Below are 15538 nucleotides of genomic sequence, written 5' to 3' on the forward strand. Positions count from 1 at the left end.
GAAAATCCGGAGGATCACATGATCTCGCTCGATCCCGACGCGTTCGCGGCTGAGGCGGAGCGGGCCGGCGGCACCGTGGTTCTGCACGAGACTGACGACGGCGGCCTCGACCCGTGGACGGCGGCGGTCTGGCTGGCCGGGCGCAACGACGACGTACGCATAAGCCTGGCGCAGCCCGTCGCGGCCGCAACGACCGAGATGCGCGACAAGGCCTACGAAAGCTTGGAAATTCTGGCCGGGCCCCGGCTCACCGCGGAGATCCAGCGGCGGGAGGGCATCGACTACGACAGCATCCCGGCCTCGCTGGCCGACGTGGCGATCGCGCCCGGCGACCCGCGCTACCGCGGCCGCAAGTCGACATATATGCGCGGCGGCTCGCCCGGCCTCATCCTTCGCCCGCGTACCCCGGCCGAGGTGGCCGACGCCCTGGAGTTCGCGAGCCGGCACCGCACCGTGCCGTTCGGCCTGCGCAGCGGCGGCCACGGCATCAGCGGCCGCTCCACCAACGACGGCGGCCTCATCATCGACGTCGGCCTGATGAACGACGTCCAGGTGCTGGACGAGGAGCGCCGCCTCATCCGCACCGGCCCCGGCGCCACGTGGAAGCAGGTGGCGGCCGTCCTCGACAAGTACGACTGGGCCATCGGCTCCGGCGACTACGGCGGCGTCGGCGTCGGCGGTCTGGCCACCGCCGGCGGCATCGGCTTCCTGTCCCGCGAGCACGGCCTGACGATCGACCAGCTCCGCGCGGTCGAGCTCGTGCTGGCCGACGGCACCCCGATCCGGGTGAGCGCCGACGAGAATCAAGACCTTTTCTGGGCCGTACGCGGGGCCGGCGCCAATTTCGGCGTGGCCACCGCCTTCGAGTTCGAGGCCGCGCCGGCCGCCGAGGTCGGCTGGGCCCAGCTCACCCTGGTCAGTCCCGACCTCGAGCAGACCCTGACCCAGTTCGGCGAGGTCGCCCGGTCGGCGCCGCGCGACACGACGGTCTTCCTGATCGCCGGCCCGCCCCGCCAGGGCCAGTCGGTCGTCCAGCTGTACGGGATGGTCGACTCCGGCGACCCGGACACGATCATCGAGCGGCTGACCCCGTTCGCCCAGACCGGCCTGCTGGCTCAGCAGCAGGTGGTGGTCACCCGCTACGCCGACGTGATGGGCCAGGCCGCCGACATCGGCCCCGGCGGGCACCACGGCGCCGGTGACCCCGTCTCGCGCTCGGCCTTCCTGACTCGCCTGACTCCCGAGTTCGCCCGGGACGCCGTGAAGCTGCTGAACTCCGGCGAGGTCTACTTCTTCCAGTTGCGCCACATGGGCGGCGCCATCGCCGACACCCCCGCCGACGCCACCGCCTTCGCCCATCGCACGCCGGAGTTCTCGGTGGCTGCGATGGGCACGTCCCGAGAGGGCATCGACGAGGCCTGGGAGCCGTTGTCCCGCCACTTCGACGGCCTCTACCTGAGCTTCGAGACCGACCAGCGGCCCGAGCGCCTGACCGACGCCTTCCCGCCGGCCACGCTGGCCCGGCTGCGCGATCTGAAGCGGCGCTACGACCCGGCCAACCTGTTCCGCGACAACTTCAACATCGATCCCGAGGTGAAGAAATGACCGACTACGGGCACGACCTGCTTTTCGGTACGTTCGTGACCCCCACCGGTGCGCAGGCCGTCGACCTGGCCGTCACCGCCGACCGGGCCGGCCTCGACCTGGTCACCTTCCAGGACCACCCGTACCAGCCGGCGTTCGTCGACACGTGGACGCTCATGGCGTACGTGGCCGCCAAGACCTCACGCATCCGGATCACCGGCAACGTGCTCAACCTGCCGCTGCGTCCGCCGGCCGTGCTGGCCCGGGCGGCCGCCTCGCTCGACGTCCTCAGCGGCGGCCGCATCGAGCTCGGGCTGGGATCGGGCGCCTTCCCGGACGGCGTGGCCGCGATGGGCGGACGGCGGCTGACTCCCGGGCAGAGCATCGAGGCGCTGGCCGAGGCGATCCCGATCATCCGTGACCTGTGGGACACCACGACCCGCGAGCGCGTCAACCACCAGGGCGAGTACTACAAGGTGGTCGGAGCCAAGCGCGGACCGAAGCCGGCCCACGACATCGGCATCTGGATCGGCGCGTACAAGCCGAAGATGCTCGCCCTGACCGGTCGCCTGGGCGACGGCTGGCTCCCGTCGATGGACTATTTGCCGAAGGGCGCCGACTCGCTGCCCGAGATGAACGCCCGGATCGACGAAGGTGCACTCTCCGCCGGCCGGAAACCCCAGGACATCCGGCGCCTGCTCAACTTCATGCGCCTCGACGGCGGCCCCGCCCAGTGGGCCGAGCAATTCGCCGACCTGGCCCTCAACCACGGCATCAGCGGCTTCATCCTCGGCGGCGACAGTCACGAGCTGGCCGAGACCCTGGCCGAAGAAGTGGCGCCGGCCACCCGGGAGCTTGTCGAGAAAGAGCGTGGCGCTGCGTCCCAGCGGTGACAGGCGGCCAGAATGGGCCGACTCGCACCGAGGAGACGAGATGGCCAAGTACCTGATGCTCAAGCACTACCGGGGTGGGCCGGCGGCGGTCAACGACGTGCCGATGGATCAGTGGACACCGGACGAGGTGACGGCCCACATCCAGTACATGAAGGATTTCGCGGCCAAGCTCGTGAGCACGGGGGAGTTCGTCGACGAGCGCGCCCTCTCGCCCGAGGGCACGTTCGTCCGCTCCGGCGGTCCCGGCCGGCCGCCGGTCACCGACGGTCCCTTCGCCGAGACCAAAGATCTGATCGCGGGCTGGATGATCATCGACGTCGACACCTACGAGCGGGCGCTGGAACTGGCGGCCGAGCTGTCGGCGGCGCCGGGCGCGGGCGGCGAGCCGCTCCACGAATGGCTCGAGGTGCGCCCGCTGCTCGACGTGTCCCTGACCGGCACCGAGTGAACGCCGCCCTGCTGCGGACGCTGACGCCCACGGTTATCGCTGTCCTCGTCCGCCGGGGCGCCGATTTCGCAGCGGCCGAGGACGCCGTACAGGAAGCCCTGATCGAAGCCGTACGGGTGTGGTCCGCCGAGGAACCGCGGGATCCACAGGGCTGGCTGATCACGGTGAGCTGGCGCAAATTCCTGGACGCCACCCGGGCCGACGCCTCGCGCCGGCAGCGCGAGGACCGGGTCCAGGCGGAGCTCACGCCCGTACCGGGAACCGAATTCGACGACACCCTGCAGCTGTACTTTTTGTGCGCGCACCCGTCGCTCAGCCCGTCGTCGGCCGTCGCGCTCACGTTGCGTGCGGTCGGCGGCCTGACTACGCGTCAGATCGCGCAGGCCTATCTGGTGCCCGAAGCGACGATGGCCCAGCGGATCAGCCGGGCCAAGCGCACGGTCGCCGGCGTCCGCCTCAACCAGCCGGGCGACCTCGCGACGGTCCTGCGGGTGCTCTACCTGGTGTTCAACGAGGGCTACTCCGGCGAGGTGGACCTGTCGGCGGAGGCGATCCGGCTGGCTCGTCAGGTGGCTGCCTCGTCGAAGGACGAGGAGGCGGCGGGCCTGCTGGCGCTGATGCTGCTGCACCACGCCCGACGCCCGGCCCGCACCAAGGCCGACGGCAGCTTGGTGCCCCTGCCCGAGCAGGACCGCACGCTGTGGGACACCCGCCTGATCGCCGAGGGCGTCGACATCCTGCAGGCGGCGCTGGCCCGCGACCGCCTCGGCGAATACCAGGCCCAGGCCGCCATCGCGGCCCTGCACGCCGACGCCCGGACCGCCGCCGAGACCGACTGGGTGCAGATCGTCGAGTGGTACGACGAGCTGGTACGCCTGACGGACAGCCCGGTGGCCCGCCTCAACCGAGCCGTCGCCGTCGGCGAGGCGGACGGCCCCCACGCCGGCTTGGCCGCCCTGGCCGAGCTGGACCCGGCCCTGCCCCGCCACACCGCGGCCGCCGCCTACCTGCACGAGCGGGCCGGCGACGCGGTCACGGCGGCCCGCCTGTACGCCGAGGCCGCCCGCGCCGCCACGAGCCTGCCCGAACGCGACCACCTGACCCGCCAGGCGGCCCGTCTGCATGCAACCTAGGCCTCGACCAGTTGGTAGTCGGCCGGCACCTTCTCCAGGGTGGCGATGCTGATGTGCGGCCACACCGCCCGGCCCGGGTGCTCATCCTCGCGGGGCCGGAAGAATTCGAGCATGACGATCTGCGAATACTGCAGCCGCAGGCGCGGGTTTCCCAGCTCGTCCCGCTCGGCCAGTTCCTGGATCCAGAACGTCGACTTCATGCTGACCGACTCGGCCTCGCGCACCGAGAACGGCGCGTTCATGACGCCGGCGCTCTTGCGCGTGGAATCGACGGTCAGCGTGGTCGTCCGGACGATGTCGACGCCGCGATTGGCGAAACGCAGAATCTCGTTCATGTCGGCCGGGCTGAAGCCGGGGAAGCCCGGAAAGCCGACGTTCCCCATGAACGGGTTGTCGATGTAGTGCTTGTACGGCTCGAGGTACGGGTCGGATTTGAAGTCGTAGTCCGGCGTGCTGACGTCCTCGAAGCGGCCCGACGGCAATCCGCTGACCGCCGGAATGTCCGGCATTCCCTCGTGAACTTCGGACCGGCCGATGGCCAGCACCGAGTTCCCGTGCGGAATGGAAGCGAGTCGGGCGACATCCAGGTCGACCTCGGTGACGTCGGCTCCCTTGATGTTGTCGTCCTTCGTCCGGCGGTTCTTCTCGTACAGCCACAGCCCCGGCTCGTGATGGATCGGCAGGCCCGGCAATCCGGCCAGACCGCCGCTGTCCGGCCTGTCCTCGGCCGCCACCTGGGCGATCTTCTGCTGGTAGTCGAGCGTGGCCACGAGCTGATCGGAATCGGTGGTGCCGGGCCGGACCAAACCCCTATTGGGTACGTCGTCGTCGACAAAAGTGAAGCGGAGCTCCTCGTCGTACTGGTTCATCAGCACCCGGAACTTGAACCCGGCCGGCGGCGCCGGAGCCTGATCGAACGGCAGGGCAATCATGTTCCAGCCGGTGCCGCGGGCGACCCAGACACCGGGCAGGTTCTGCAACGGCCCGAGATCCGGCGGCGCGGGAGCTCCGCGGTTGGTCAAGCTCGCGGTCGCCAGAGGCGGCACGACATCAGCGAATTGACGAGTCCGGCGATCGGTCATGAATTCTCCCCGTGATGCGAATGACGAAAGGGCCGATGCTTCACCCGGGGCAACCATATGGAGGAAATCCGCGCCCTCATGTCCTCGATTTGTCCACGTCGGAACGCCGACTCGCTCTCGTGAGCAGGACGTGATCCTCGCGGACCGCACCGACCATGGCGAACGGAAATCGGTCCACGTCCTCGCAGAAAGGGAGGTCCAGCGTCAGATCGGGGCGATCGGCGGCGCCCTGCCTGATGCCGGCGATCAGATCGGCCCGGCTCGAAGGCGGTCCGCCGAGAAGGCCGGCCAGATACCTGGCGCAGGCCCAGTCCTCGGCGCTGCGCCCGGTGCACAAAAGTGTCCAGGGGCGACCCGGATGGTGGGTCGTTATCCAGTCGGCGGTGGCGCCGGCATTGACGGCCGACGCCGCGAGCAGCGCCACCGGCTCCGGGCACCTCGCCAGCCCGCGGGTCCCGTTCGAGGTCGCCTGGATGAGGCGCCGGCCGTCGACGAGCGCGGCCGACATCTCGAACGGCGAGTTCCCGAGGTCGAAATCGGGGGGCTTGAGCCCGCCGACCTCGCCGGCGAGCAGGCGGTCGGGGTGCCGTCGCCGCAGTTCCCGGCCGAGGCCGGCCGAAGCTGCGCAGGCGATGTCCGTGGCGCCCCGCGCGAAGGCGATCGCCGCGGTCGTGAAGGCCCGGATGACGTCGATGACGACGACCGCCCGGCCGGGTGGCACCTCGGCGTCCATACCCACGATCGACACGAGCACCGATCCTTCGGCATGGGTATTGTCTGCCGCAACGCCGTTTCCTCGGCTCGGCGGTCGCCGGGCGGGTTCACCCGACCGGGTGAGCGCACCGCCGCGCGTACGGTCGTAGTCGATCTTCGTCCCTACGGTGAGGTCGTGAAGAGTCGCTACCTTGCCGTCGCCGTGGTCGCCGCAACCGCTCTGGGTGGGCCCTTGTGGGCGCCGGCCGCCGCATCGGTGCCCGACAGTTGGGCGCAGGCAGCGGCTCACGCGACCGGCGACCACTTCAATCCCGGCGAGATCCGGCTGACCCCGGCCACCGCGGCCAAGCTGAAGCCGCGCTGGAGCGTGCCGCTACGCGAGGCGAAATGCGCCTTCCCGGCCGCGCCCCTGATCGCCGCCGGCCGGCTGGTCACTGCCGAGTCGTACCGGATCAGGGCCTATGACGCCACGACCGGCAAACTGGCCTGGCAGACCGCGGACACGACCAAGAAGACCAGCATCACCCTGGCCGCCGTCGTGGGGACCAGGCTCGTGGCCCAGTCCCGGGACTGCCGATCGGGCAAGACCTTCCTCACCGCCTACGACGTGACCACCGGCAAGGTGCTCTTTTCCAAGCGAATTCCCGAAACTATGTACGGCGTACTGGTCGACAAGGGCGTGGTGCTCGGCAGCGTGTGGGACGCGACGATCAGCAAGTACGGCATCCGCGCGTACCGCATCGCCGACGGCTCCCGTGTGTGGGCCCGCCAGGGATCATCGATCGCCGGTGAAACGATTGCCGCCGGCGGAAAGATCCTCGTGGTCGACGACACCTCGACAACCGCGGTCGACGTCACGACGGGCCGGACGGTGTGGTCGGCCGGCACCGGCTGCTTCACCCCGATCGGCGCCTCGCCCGACGGCGGCACCTTCTATATGCGCTGCGATCCCGACGGCCTCATCCGCCGCGTCAGCGCCGACACCGGAGCCGTCGTCAAGACCTTCCCGAACCACGGCTCGACGTACGGCTTCGCCACCGACGGCGAACGCGTGTATCTGCACACCTTCGCCAACCAGGTGATCGCCGTCGACGCCACCGACGGCCACCGTGTCTGGACGGCTTCCTTCACCGACGACGCCCCCTTCGAGTTCGCCATCGGCGGCGGAGTCGTCTACGGCTACCGCGGCGACGCCCATCCCGTGGCTGCCTTCGACACGCGTACGGGCAAGGAGATCAAGCTCGACGCGACCACCGCGACCTTCCGAAGCGCCCCGATGGTGGCCAACGGCCGCCTGTACGGCAGGACCGCCTCAGCGGTGACCGTTTACGCCCCCTGAGCCACGCGGTACTACTCTCCGCTGCATGCCTGATGATCACGCATACGGCGTACGGCTCTTCGTTCCCGGATCCGCCGCGACGATGGCCGACTGGCAGGACTCGCTGGGCGGTTCCGGCCTGACGCTGGATCTCGGCCTGGGCGCCCGCGCGCAGTGGGTGGAGAATGACGGTTCGTTCGGTCCGGCGTTCAGTCACGGCACTATGTCCGTACGGGATCAGAGCGCCGTCGCCGCGGCCGGGAGCGCACTGGTGCTGGACCTGCCGGTGTACCTGCACGAGGCGGCGGCCGAGGTGGCGACGGTGATCGCCGCGCTGGGCGACGCCGGGGCCTTGGGCGTACGACTTGAACAGTCGAAGCTGGGCTGGCCGGTCTCACACTGGGTTCGCAGCCTCCAGGACGGCGACCCGTGGATGCTGTACCGCACCGCCGTCGTCGTCCTTCAAGGCGGCGGCCGTTCGCAGTCCTGCGGTATGCACGCGTTCGGTCTGCCTGACGCGCAGATCGAGGCCCCGCCGGACGAGGCCGACCGAATCCTCAGCTCGCTCAACGTGTACCAACTGGCGGAGGATCCCGTCCTGGTCAGCGGCGACACCTTCAGCCCCGACCCGGACACCCCGCGCCGCCGCCTGGTCCGCTGGCCCGACGATGGATATCCGCCCGGCCACCCCTGCCACAACCCGTTCGGTGTCTGGCGTCTGGGCCCTGCGGGAGGGAAAGCCGACCCACGGAGCGAGCTCCGGCCTGTGTTCGTCCCCGCCCTGATGGCCCTGCTCACCGCCGCCGAGCAGAAGGCCGGCCGCCCCTTGCGCCGAGACGAGGTGGAACGCCTGACCGGCGATGGGACCTGCATGATGATGCCCCATGCCGACGCGCAGACGCTCGAACGCCGCCGCGGCTACGCCGACCTCGACCCCGAGCACGCCTGGGCGCAGTGGCAGACGGTGGCCGAGTTTCGGAGCCGTCCGGCCGGGGGCTCGTGATGGAGCGGTTGGTGAGCCGGGAGGCCTTCGACCGCCTGTACGCCGAGGGGCGGGCGGCGGTGTCGACGGGTGACCACCGTGTGCAGACACCGCCCGTCGAAGGGGGCTTCCGCTGGGGAATGTCCGCCCTTCTGCGGCCGGACGCTCGCGCGGACGCTCGCGCGGCCGTGAGGCTGGACCGCGTGGCGCGCGAGGCTCTGGAGGCAGCGGGCGGGCATCACTGGTTGACGGGAGCGGCGGTCAGCTCGCATCTGACGTTGCGGTCGCTGGAGCCGTGGCGGGACAAGGTCGAGGACGATGATCCGCTGGTTCGGCGCTATGCCCGCGCTCTCGCCGTTGCTGCCGACAGCGTCGGTCCGTTGACGTTCAGCATTGTCGGGCTGACCTTGACGCCGGGCTCGGTCATGGCCTGCGCGGTGCCGGCGGACGCCGGTGCGGACCGGCTGGCCGACGCCTACGGGAAGGCGCTCGGCGCCGACGGGTGGCACGAGAACGAGTTCGACCGGGACATCTGGTACCTCAATCTCATCCACTTCGCCGGGCCGATCGAGGCGCCCGACCGGCTCATCGAGTGGGTGGCCGACCGCCGCCACCGCGAGATCGCCACCGTGGTCGTGAACGAGGTGCAGCTGGCCCGATGGCGTTTCGCCGCCAATGGCATGACACCCCATGCCTTGGCGACGGTGACCCTTTCTCGTTCCTGAAAATCCTCAGGTCGGGAAGCCGGCTGCCGATGTGGCGCTGCTGTGACACGCAGACACCCGTGGAGCCGGCTGGCCGCCACCATCGCCGGCGTCGTGGCTGTCGCGGTCATGCTGGCGGTGGTGGCCGACAAGGTCAGGGACGCGCTGCGACCGACCTACCCCGCGGCGCCCAGCCGGGCGTTCCAGCCGGCCATCGAGCAGTATCCGGGTGCCCCCGGCGGTTACTCGGTTGATTTCGGCGAGTACCTGCGCCGGCAGGCGCCCCTGCTCGACCCGGTTCCGCTCGGTGAGTCGGTGGTCCTGAGCGGCGGCCCCGGCCAGGCGGCGCTGATCCAGGCCGGCCCCGGCCACGGCCCGGCGGCCTTCACCATCCTGGTCCGCAACATCGGCGACCAGCCCGTCAACGGTTCGCTCACCTCCGGCGGCGGCGCCTGGCTGGAGTCCGACCAGGGCGAAACGCTCTACGCGCCGCAGATCCGCCTTCTGTCGTCCGGCAACGTCGACCCGACCGCGCTCGCCCCCGGCGCCGAGCTCCTGCTCGAAATGTCTTTCACCCAGCCGGCGACCTTCCGCCCCACCGGCCTGATCATCTCCCGCCGCCTCGGCGACTTCTTCCCGCAGGCGCAGTGGGACCTGGCCACCCCCTGAGTCAGAGCACCGCTTCCAGCAACGCCACCAGCCTTGCCGCGCACGTGCCGTCCGGGTCCAGATCCGGCCGATAGTCGGCGACGCTGACGCCCACCAACGACGGCGAGCTTGCAAGCGGTGCCATCATGGCCGCCAACTGCTCGAAGTCCGGCCCGCCCGCCTGCGGATAGGTCACCGCCGGCATAACCACCGGATCGAGCACATCAACATCAATGTGCAGCCACGTCGGCACCCCGAAATCCACGGTCAACGCATCAGCCCCGGTGACAACATCAGCCGGAAGGCGAGCCAGCTCGGCAGCCGACTCCGCATCAAGGTCAGCCGTGCGATGCCCGATCAGCGCCACGTGTCGACTCGCCACCATCGGCGCGGCGCCCTTCAGCGCGGCCGGCCCATCGTCCGACGCGTGGCGACTTTCGGCCATCGGGCCCACGCCGGTCAGCACGGCCGGCCCATTGCCGGTGAGGATGGCCAACTCCGAGTCCGCAGTCTCACCGGTGTCGGAGTCGAGCGGATCGACGTAGTCGGGATGCCCGTCGAACATCCACAGCCCCACGTCGCCAATGGTTGCCCGAAGGTGAGTGAAGACCCCGAGCAACAAGCTGCAGTCCCCGCCCACAACAAGCGGCCGGTGACCAGGATGCTCAGCCATCCCGTCGCGCAACGCCTTCGCCAACGTCCGAGCGGCAGCGACAGTATCGGACAACGCGCGAACACCAGTCGCCGAATCCCGCTCAGTGCTGGTAATGACAGTGGCCGCATCGCCCAGGTCCACGTCGGCGAGCCGCGAAAGCCCAGCCCGCCGCAACGCCGCAGGCGCCCGAGCCTCCCCACGCCCCGTCCCCGACGAGTCCCACGGCGCGCCCAATAGGAACCACATAGCTGCAAAGTCTGCCGCCCACACGCGCAACTGGCACGGTACTGCTCGAGGGTGACCATGCAGGGCGTATCGCTCAGCCCAGCATGGTCACCCTCGAGCCCGACCGTCGCACCGCAAGAGTCAGGCAACGTCCGTAGCGGTCACTGGAACAACATCCGGCGCCCCCAGACGAGTCGCATCGGCGGTTTCGTCATCAGGCTGCTCCTGGGACTCCCGCTCGGCTTCAACCCGAACCCGGTAGTTCTCCACTTCACGGGCAGTCTGATCAGCAGTCCATCCGAGGACAGAAGCCATCAACTCCGCAGCCTCCTGCGCACAGTTGACCCCCCGGTCGAACGTCTCGATCGAGATCCGTGTACGCCGGGTCAGCACATCCTCGAGATGCCGGGCCCCCTCATTACCCGCCGCGTACACAACCTCCGCTCGCAGATAGTCGTCAGCCCCACCCAAGGCGGCGCCCAACGACGGCGATTGAGCGATCAGATCGAGCACTTCGTGCACAAGTGACCCGTACCGGCCCAGCAGATGCTCGACCCGGGCCACGTGCAGCCCCGACTTCTGCGCCAGGATCCGCCGCTGATTCCACAGCGCCGGATACCCCTCGGCCCCCACCAGCGGCACCCGGTCAGTGCACGATTTCGGCACCGAACGCCCCAACCCGTGCACACAAGCGTCCACAGCATCACGCGCCATCACGCGATAAGTCGTGTACTTGCCGCCGGCCACGACCACCAGCCCCGGCACCGGCGAGCCGACCATGTGCTCCCGCGACAACTGCGAGGTCGCCTCCGACTCGCCGGACAGCAACGGCCGCAACCCCGCGTACACACCTTGCACGTCTGTGCGCGAAAGCGGCGTAGCGAGCACCGAATTGACATGTTCGAGCAGGTAGTCGATGTCCGTGCTCGACGCCGCCGGGTGCGCCTTGTCGAGCGACCAGTCGGTGTCCGTCGTGCCGATGATCCAGTGCCGCCCCCACGGGATCACGAACAGCACACTCTTCTCGGTGCGCAGGATCAGCCCGGTCGTCGACTGGATGCGGTCGCGTGGCACCACCAGGTGGATGCCCTTGGAGGCGCGCACATGGAACTGCCCGCGCTCACCCACGAGCGCTTGAGTGTCGTCCGTCCACACCCCGGTCGCGTTGATGACCTGTTGCGCGCGAACTTCGAAGACCCGGTCGTATTCGAGGTCCTTCACGCGTACGCCGGTGACTCGCTCACCTTCGCGCAGAAAACCGACAACTTCAGTGCGCGAAGCGACATGTGCGCCGTACGCCGCAGCCGTGCGCGCCAGGAACATGGTGTGCCGGGCGTCGTCCACTTGCGCGTCGTAGTACTGGATCGCCCCGACCAACGCGTCCTTGCGCAATGCCGGACAGGCGCGCAACGCCCCCGTACGCGTCAATTGCCGATGCCGCGGCATGCCGCCACCCAGCGCCATGGTGTCGTACAGCGTCACACCCGCTCCCGCATACGCCCGTTCCCACGCACGGTGCTTGAGCGGATAGAGGAACCGCAGCGGCCGGGCCAGGTGCGGCGCCAGCGTCGCCACGATCAGGTCGCGTTCGTGCAGCGCCTCTTTGACCAGCGCGAAGTCGAGCATCTCGAGGTAGCGCAAACCGCCGTGCAGCAGCTTGCTGGATCGGCTGGACGTGCCGGAGGCCAGGTCGCGCGCCTCGACCAGGCCGGTGGACAGGCCGCGGGTGACGGCATCGAGTGCCGCCCCCGCGCCCACCACTCCGCCGCCGACCACGAGGACGTCGAGCTCGGCGCCGGCCAGCGCGGCCAGCGCCGAGTCCCGATACTGCGGGGAGAGTGCAGTAGCCACTTCTCGGTTCCTTTCGGTTTTCCGCGGCGGGCAGGCTCTGCTCAGTCCACGTCCACCCAGTTGAGAGTGCGTTCGACGGCCTTCTTCCACTTGCCGTAACCCTCGGAGCGCTGCTCCTCGGACCACGACGGCTGCCAGCGCTGCGACTCGTTCCAGTTCTCGCGCAGCTCGTCCGTGTTCTTCCAGAAACCGACGGCCAGCCCCGCCGCGTACGCCGCCCCGAGCGCCGTCGTCTCGGCCACGACCGGCCGGCTGACCGGCACCCCGAGCACGTCGGCCTGGATCTGCATGGCCAGGTTGTTGGCCGTGATCCCGCCGTCCACCTTGAGGACGTCGAGGGTCACGCCCGAGTCCTGCGCCATCGCGTCGACGACGTCGCGGCTCTGGTAGCAGATGGATTCGAGCGTGGCCCGGGCGATGTGCGCGCTGGTGTTGAAACGGGACAGCCCGACGATCGCGCCGCGTGCATCCGACCGCCAGTACGGCGCGAACAGCCCCGAGAACGCCGGCACGAAATAGACACCGCCGTTGTCGTCGACCTGAGACGCCAGCCGCTCACTCTCGGCGGCGTCGTTGATGATGTGCAACTGATCGCGCAGCCATTGCACGGCCGATCCGGTCACCGCGATCGAACCCTCGAGCGCGTAGATCGGGGCGGAGTCGCCGAACTTGTAGCACACCGTCGTGAGCAGGCCGTTCTCCGACCGTACGAGTTCGGTGCCGGTGTTCAGAAGCATGAAATTGCCCGTGCCGTACGTGTTTTTGGCCTCGCCGGGGGAGAAGCACACTTGTCCGACCGTGGCCGCCTGCTGATCGCCGAGATCACCGGTGAGCGGCACCTCGCCCCCGAGCGAGCCGGGCCACCGCGCCACCCCGTACGTGTTGGGATCGGACGACGGCCTGATTTCGGGCAGCATCTGTCGCGGGATGTTGAAGAAGCTCAACAGCTCGTCGTCCCAGTCCAGGGTCTCGAGGTTCATGAGCATCGTGCGGCTGGCATTGGTGACGTCGGTGAGGTGGTTGCCCCCGTCGACACCGCCGGTCATGTTCCACAGCACCCAGCTGTCGGTGTTGCCGAAGATGGCGTCGCCGCGTTCGGCCGCCTCGCGCACCCCGTCGACGTTCTCCAGGATCCACTGGATCTTGCCGCCGCTGAAGTACGTGGCCGGGGGCAGCCCGGCTTTGCGGCGGATCACGTCGCCCCGGCCGTCGCGGTCCAGGGCCGACGCGATCCGGTCGGTACGGGTGTCCTGCCAGACGATCGCGTTGTAGTACGGCCGCCCGCTGTTGCGGTCCCACACCACCGCCGTCTCGCGCTGGTTCGTGATGCCCAGCGCGGCCAGGTCTTTCGCGCCCAGGTTGGCCTTCTGCATGGCCGTGCGGACGACGGTGACCGTCCGCTCCCAGATCTCGGCCGGATTGTGCTCGACCCAGCCCGCCTGGGGCAGGATCTGCTCGTGTTCGAGCTGGTGGCGGGCCACCTCGTTGCCGCCGTGATCGAAGATCATGAAGCGGGTGCTGGTCGTTCCCTGGTCCACGGCGCCGACGAAGTCAGCCATTGCGTGCCTCCACGTTGTCTCGGGTGGGCTGCTCGGGCAGCCGTCCTGGCTCCTCGGGACCGCCACCGCTCAACCCGGGCAGGAACCGGCCGACCAGCCCCTGGTACAGGCCGGCGCCGAGCACACCGCCGATGATGGGCGCCACGATCGGGATCCAGAAATAGAGATACCCGGTCTGGTCGCGGAATGCGCCGCCGTAGCCGGTGAGGAAGCTGGCGAGTCGCGGGCCGAAGTCACGCGCGGGGTTGATCGCGTAGCCGGCGTTGGTGCCCCAGGCCATGCCGATGCCCACCACGATCAGGCCGATGATGAACGGCGCCAGGTTGGCCTGCGGGGGAGTGCCCATGACGTCGGTGACGGCCAGGATCAGGAACAGCAGGATCGCCGTGCCGATGATCTGGTCGCGGAACGCCCCCCACTCGCCGACCGGCAGCGCCCCGTTGCCCGGCAGCGTCGAGAAGACACCCTGGGTCTTGATGGTCAGGCCGGGGTCGGCCGCGTGCAGCACCTCGGTGTAGTTCCAGCGCACGATGAGCGCGGCGACGAACGCGCCGAGGAACTGCGCGAGGCTGTACGGGAGAACTTTGCGCCACTCGAAGCCCTTGAAGACCGCGAGTGCCACGGTGACGGCGGGGTTGAGGTGCGCCCCGCTGATGCGCCCGGCCACGTACACGCCGAGCACCACGCCGAGGCCCCAGGCCCAGGCGATGCTGTCGTGATCGCCGATGCCGCCGCCGACCACCTGGGCCACCACGCCGACACCGAACAGAATGAGGATCATGGTCCCGGCGAACTCGGCGGCCAGTTCCGCCCATATCCCACCCGGGATCTTCAGTCGTGCTGCCATCTGCCCTCCTGAAGTGCCTCCTAGAGCTGGTTCTTCGAGCGACGCTAGGTAGGCGCCCGAGCACGAACAATGAACGCCATTCGACAATGTCGAACGCTGAGCTACTGGTCCGTCTACGGGCCGTCATAGTGTCGAAACGTGCCGGGAACAGTGCAGTCCATCGAGCGGGCTGCGGCCGTTCTGCGCCTGCTCGCGGGCGGCGCGGGCCGGCTGTCGCTCGGTGAGATCGCGCGCTCGCTCGACCTGGCCAAGGGCACCACGCACGGCATCCTGCAGACACTGCGCAAGGTTGGCTTCGTCGAGCAGGACCGGGTCTCCGGTCAGTATCAGCTGGGTGCGGCGATGCTGCGATTGGGTACGGGCTATCTGGACGTGAACGAGCTGCGCTCACGATCGATCAACTGGGCCGATCCGCTCGCGGCGCGCAGTGGCGAAGCTGTGCGCATCGGTACGGTCCTGGACGGACAGGTGCTCGTCGTCCACCACGTCTTCCGGCCCGACGACACGTTCCAGACACTCGACGTCGGCAGCCTGCTGCCCATGCACGCGACCGCGTTGGGCAAGGCCTTATTGGCGTACGGGGCCACCCCGCCGGCCTCGCTCGACCGCTTCACCAGCCGGACCGTCGGCACCCAGCGGGAGCTCGCCGCGGCCCTGCGTGCCGTGCGCGAGTGCGGCTGGAGCGCCGACATCGAGGAACTGACCCCGGGCGAGGCGTCCATCGCCGCGCCCATCCGGGCGTACGGCGGGCTGGTGGTCGGGGCCATCGGCATCTCCGGTCACGTCGAACGGCTCTGCGACAGCCGTTATCACCCGCGGCCGCATCTGGTGGCCAACGTGCGCGACGCCGCCCGTGCGGTGTCGCGCGATCTGGGAGCGGCCCGACGGTAGGAGG

General features: G+C 69.4%; 15 protein-coding genes. 9 read left to right on the forward strand and 6 right to left on the reverse strand.

What is annotated here, in order from left to right:
- The first annotated feature begins 18 nt into the window (after positions 1-18).
- From OWR29_RS34230 to OWR29_RS34245, 4 genes are read left to right on the forward strand one after another with little or no spacing between them, the layout of a single operon-like run.
- Positions 19-1605, forward strand: coding sequence for an FAD-binding oxidoreductase (locus tag OWR29_RS34230; protein ID WP_267567557.1), 1587 nt, complete (start codon positions 19-21; stop codon positions 1603-1605).
- Positions 1602-2477, forward strand: a complete 876-nt coding sequence (locus OWR29_RS34235) for an LLM class flavin-dependent oxidoreductase (protein WP_267567559.1) — start codon at positions 1602-1604, stop codon at positions 2475-2477. The genes OWR29_RS34230 and OWR29_RS34235 overlap by 4 nt, the downstream gene beginning before the upstream one ends.
- Positions 2478-2517: 40 nt before the next feature.
- Entirely contained in the window at positions 2518-2925 is a 408-nt protein-coding gene (locus tag OWR29_RS34240) for a YciI family protein (protein WP_267567560.1), read from the forward strand.
- Positions 2922-4058 (forward strand): RNA polymerase sigma factor, encoded by a 1137-nt coding sequence (locus tag OWR29_RS34245; RefSeq protein WP_267567561.1) that lies wholly within the window; start codon positions 2922-2924, stop codon positions 4056-4058. Before OWR29_RS34240 ends, OWR29_RS34245 begins: the two co-directional genes overlap by 4 nt.
- On the opposite strand, the gene OWR29_RS34250 is transcribed toward OWR29_RS34245, so the two are convergent.
- Together OWR29_RS34250 and OWR29_RS34255 are read right to left on the reverse strand one after the other, a co-directional pair.
- Positions 4055-5140, reverse strand: a complete 1086-nt coding sequence (locus OWR29_RS34250; RefSeq protein WP_267567562.1) for a heme-binding protein — start codon at positions 5138-5140, stop codon at positions 4055-4057. The two genes, OWR29_RS34245 and OWR29_RS34250, sit on opposite strands and share 4 nt — an antisense overlap.
- A gap of 76 nt (positions 5141-5216) precedes the next feature.
- Positions 5217-5888, reverse strand: a complete 672-nt coding sequence (locus tag OWR29_RS34255) for a 2-phosphosulfolactate phosphatase (RefSeq protein ID WP_267567563.1) — start codon at positions 5886-5888, stop codon at positions 5217-5219.
- Between the two features lie 141 nt (positions 5889-6029).
- On the opposite strand from OWR29_RS34255, the gene OWR29_RS34260 reads away from it, so the two are divergent.
- Genes OWR29_RS34260 through OWR29_RS34275 form a run of 4 tightly spaced genes read left to right on the forward strand, consistent with a single transcriptional unit; the run spans position 6030 to position 9527 of the window.
- A complete protein-coding gene (locus OWR29_RS34260) occupies positions 6030-7193 on the forward strand; it encodes an outer membrane protein assembly factor BamB family protein (protein WP_267567564.1) in 1164 nt (387 codons plus the stop codon).
- A gap of 25 nt (positions 7194-7218) precedes the next feature.
- Positions 7219-8175, forward strand: coding sequence for a DUF4261 domain-containing protein (locus OWR29_RS34265; protein ID WP_267567565.1), 957 nt, complete (start codon positions 7219-7221; stop codon positions 8173-8175).
- A gap of 11 nt (positions 8176-8186) precedes the next feature.
- Positions 8187-8879, forward strand: a complete 693-nt coding sequence (locus tag OWR29_RS34270; protein WP_267567566.1) for a hypothetical protein — start codon at positions 8187-8189, stop codon at positions 8877-8879.
- A 42-nt stretch (positions 8880-8921) separates the two neighbouring features.
- A complete protein-coding gene (locus OWR29_RS34275; RefSeq protein WP_267567568.1) occupies positions 8922-9527 on the forward strand; it encodes a hypothetical protein in 606 nt (201 codons plus the stop codon).
- 1 nt (position 9528) lies between these two features.
- On the opposite strand, the gene OWR29_RS34280 is transcribed toward OWR29_RS34275, so the two are convergent.
- From OWR29_RS34280 to OWR29_RS34295, 4 genes are all read right to left on the reverse strand, one after another.
- Positions 9529-10407, reverse strand: a complete 879-nt coding sequence (locus OWR29_RS34280) for an arginase family protein (RefSeq protein WP_267567569.1) — start codon at positions 10405-10407, stop codon at positions 9529-9531.
- A gap of 120 nt (positions 10408-10527) precedes the next feature.
- The gene (locus OWR29_RS34285) at positions 10528-12237 is read right to left on the reverse strand and encodes a glycerol-3-phosphate dehydrogenase/oxidase (protein ID WP_267567829.1); all 1710 of its coding nucleotides are present in this window, start codon (positions 12235-12237) and stop codon (positions 10528-10530) included.
- Between the two features lie 41 nt (positions 12238-12278).
- The gene (glpK, locus tag OWR29_RS34290) at positions 12279-13796 is read right to left on the reverse strand and encodes a glycerol kinase GlpK (RefSeq protein ID WP_267567570.1); all 1518 of its coding nucleotides are present in this window, start codon (positions 13794-13796) and stop codon (positions 12279-12281) included.
- Positions 13789-14643 carry an MIP/aquaporin family protein gene (locus OWR29_RS34295; protein WP_267567571.1) on the reverse strand — a complete coding sequence of 285 codons (855 nt, stop codon included), beginning with the start codon at positions 14641-14643 and terminating at the stop codon, positions 13789-13791. Before OWR29_RS34295 ends, glpK begins: the two co-directional genes overlap by 8 nt.
- A 138-nt stretch (positions 14644-14781) precedes the next feature.
- Here OWR29_RS34295 and OWR29_RS34300 point away from each other — a divergent pair, with 138 nt between their 5' ends.
- Entirely contained in the window at positions 14782-15534 is a 753-nt protein-coding gene (locus OWR29_RS34300) for an IclR family transcriptional regulator (RefSeq protein WP_267567572.1), read from the forward strand.
- Positions 15535-15538: the final 4 nt, after the last annotated feature.

This window comes from Paractinoplanes pyxinae (genome assembly GCF_026626335.1).
Classification (GTDB): Bacteria; Actinomycetota; Actinomycetes; order Mycobacteriales; family Micromonosporaceae; genus Actinoplanes; species Actinoplanes pyxinae.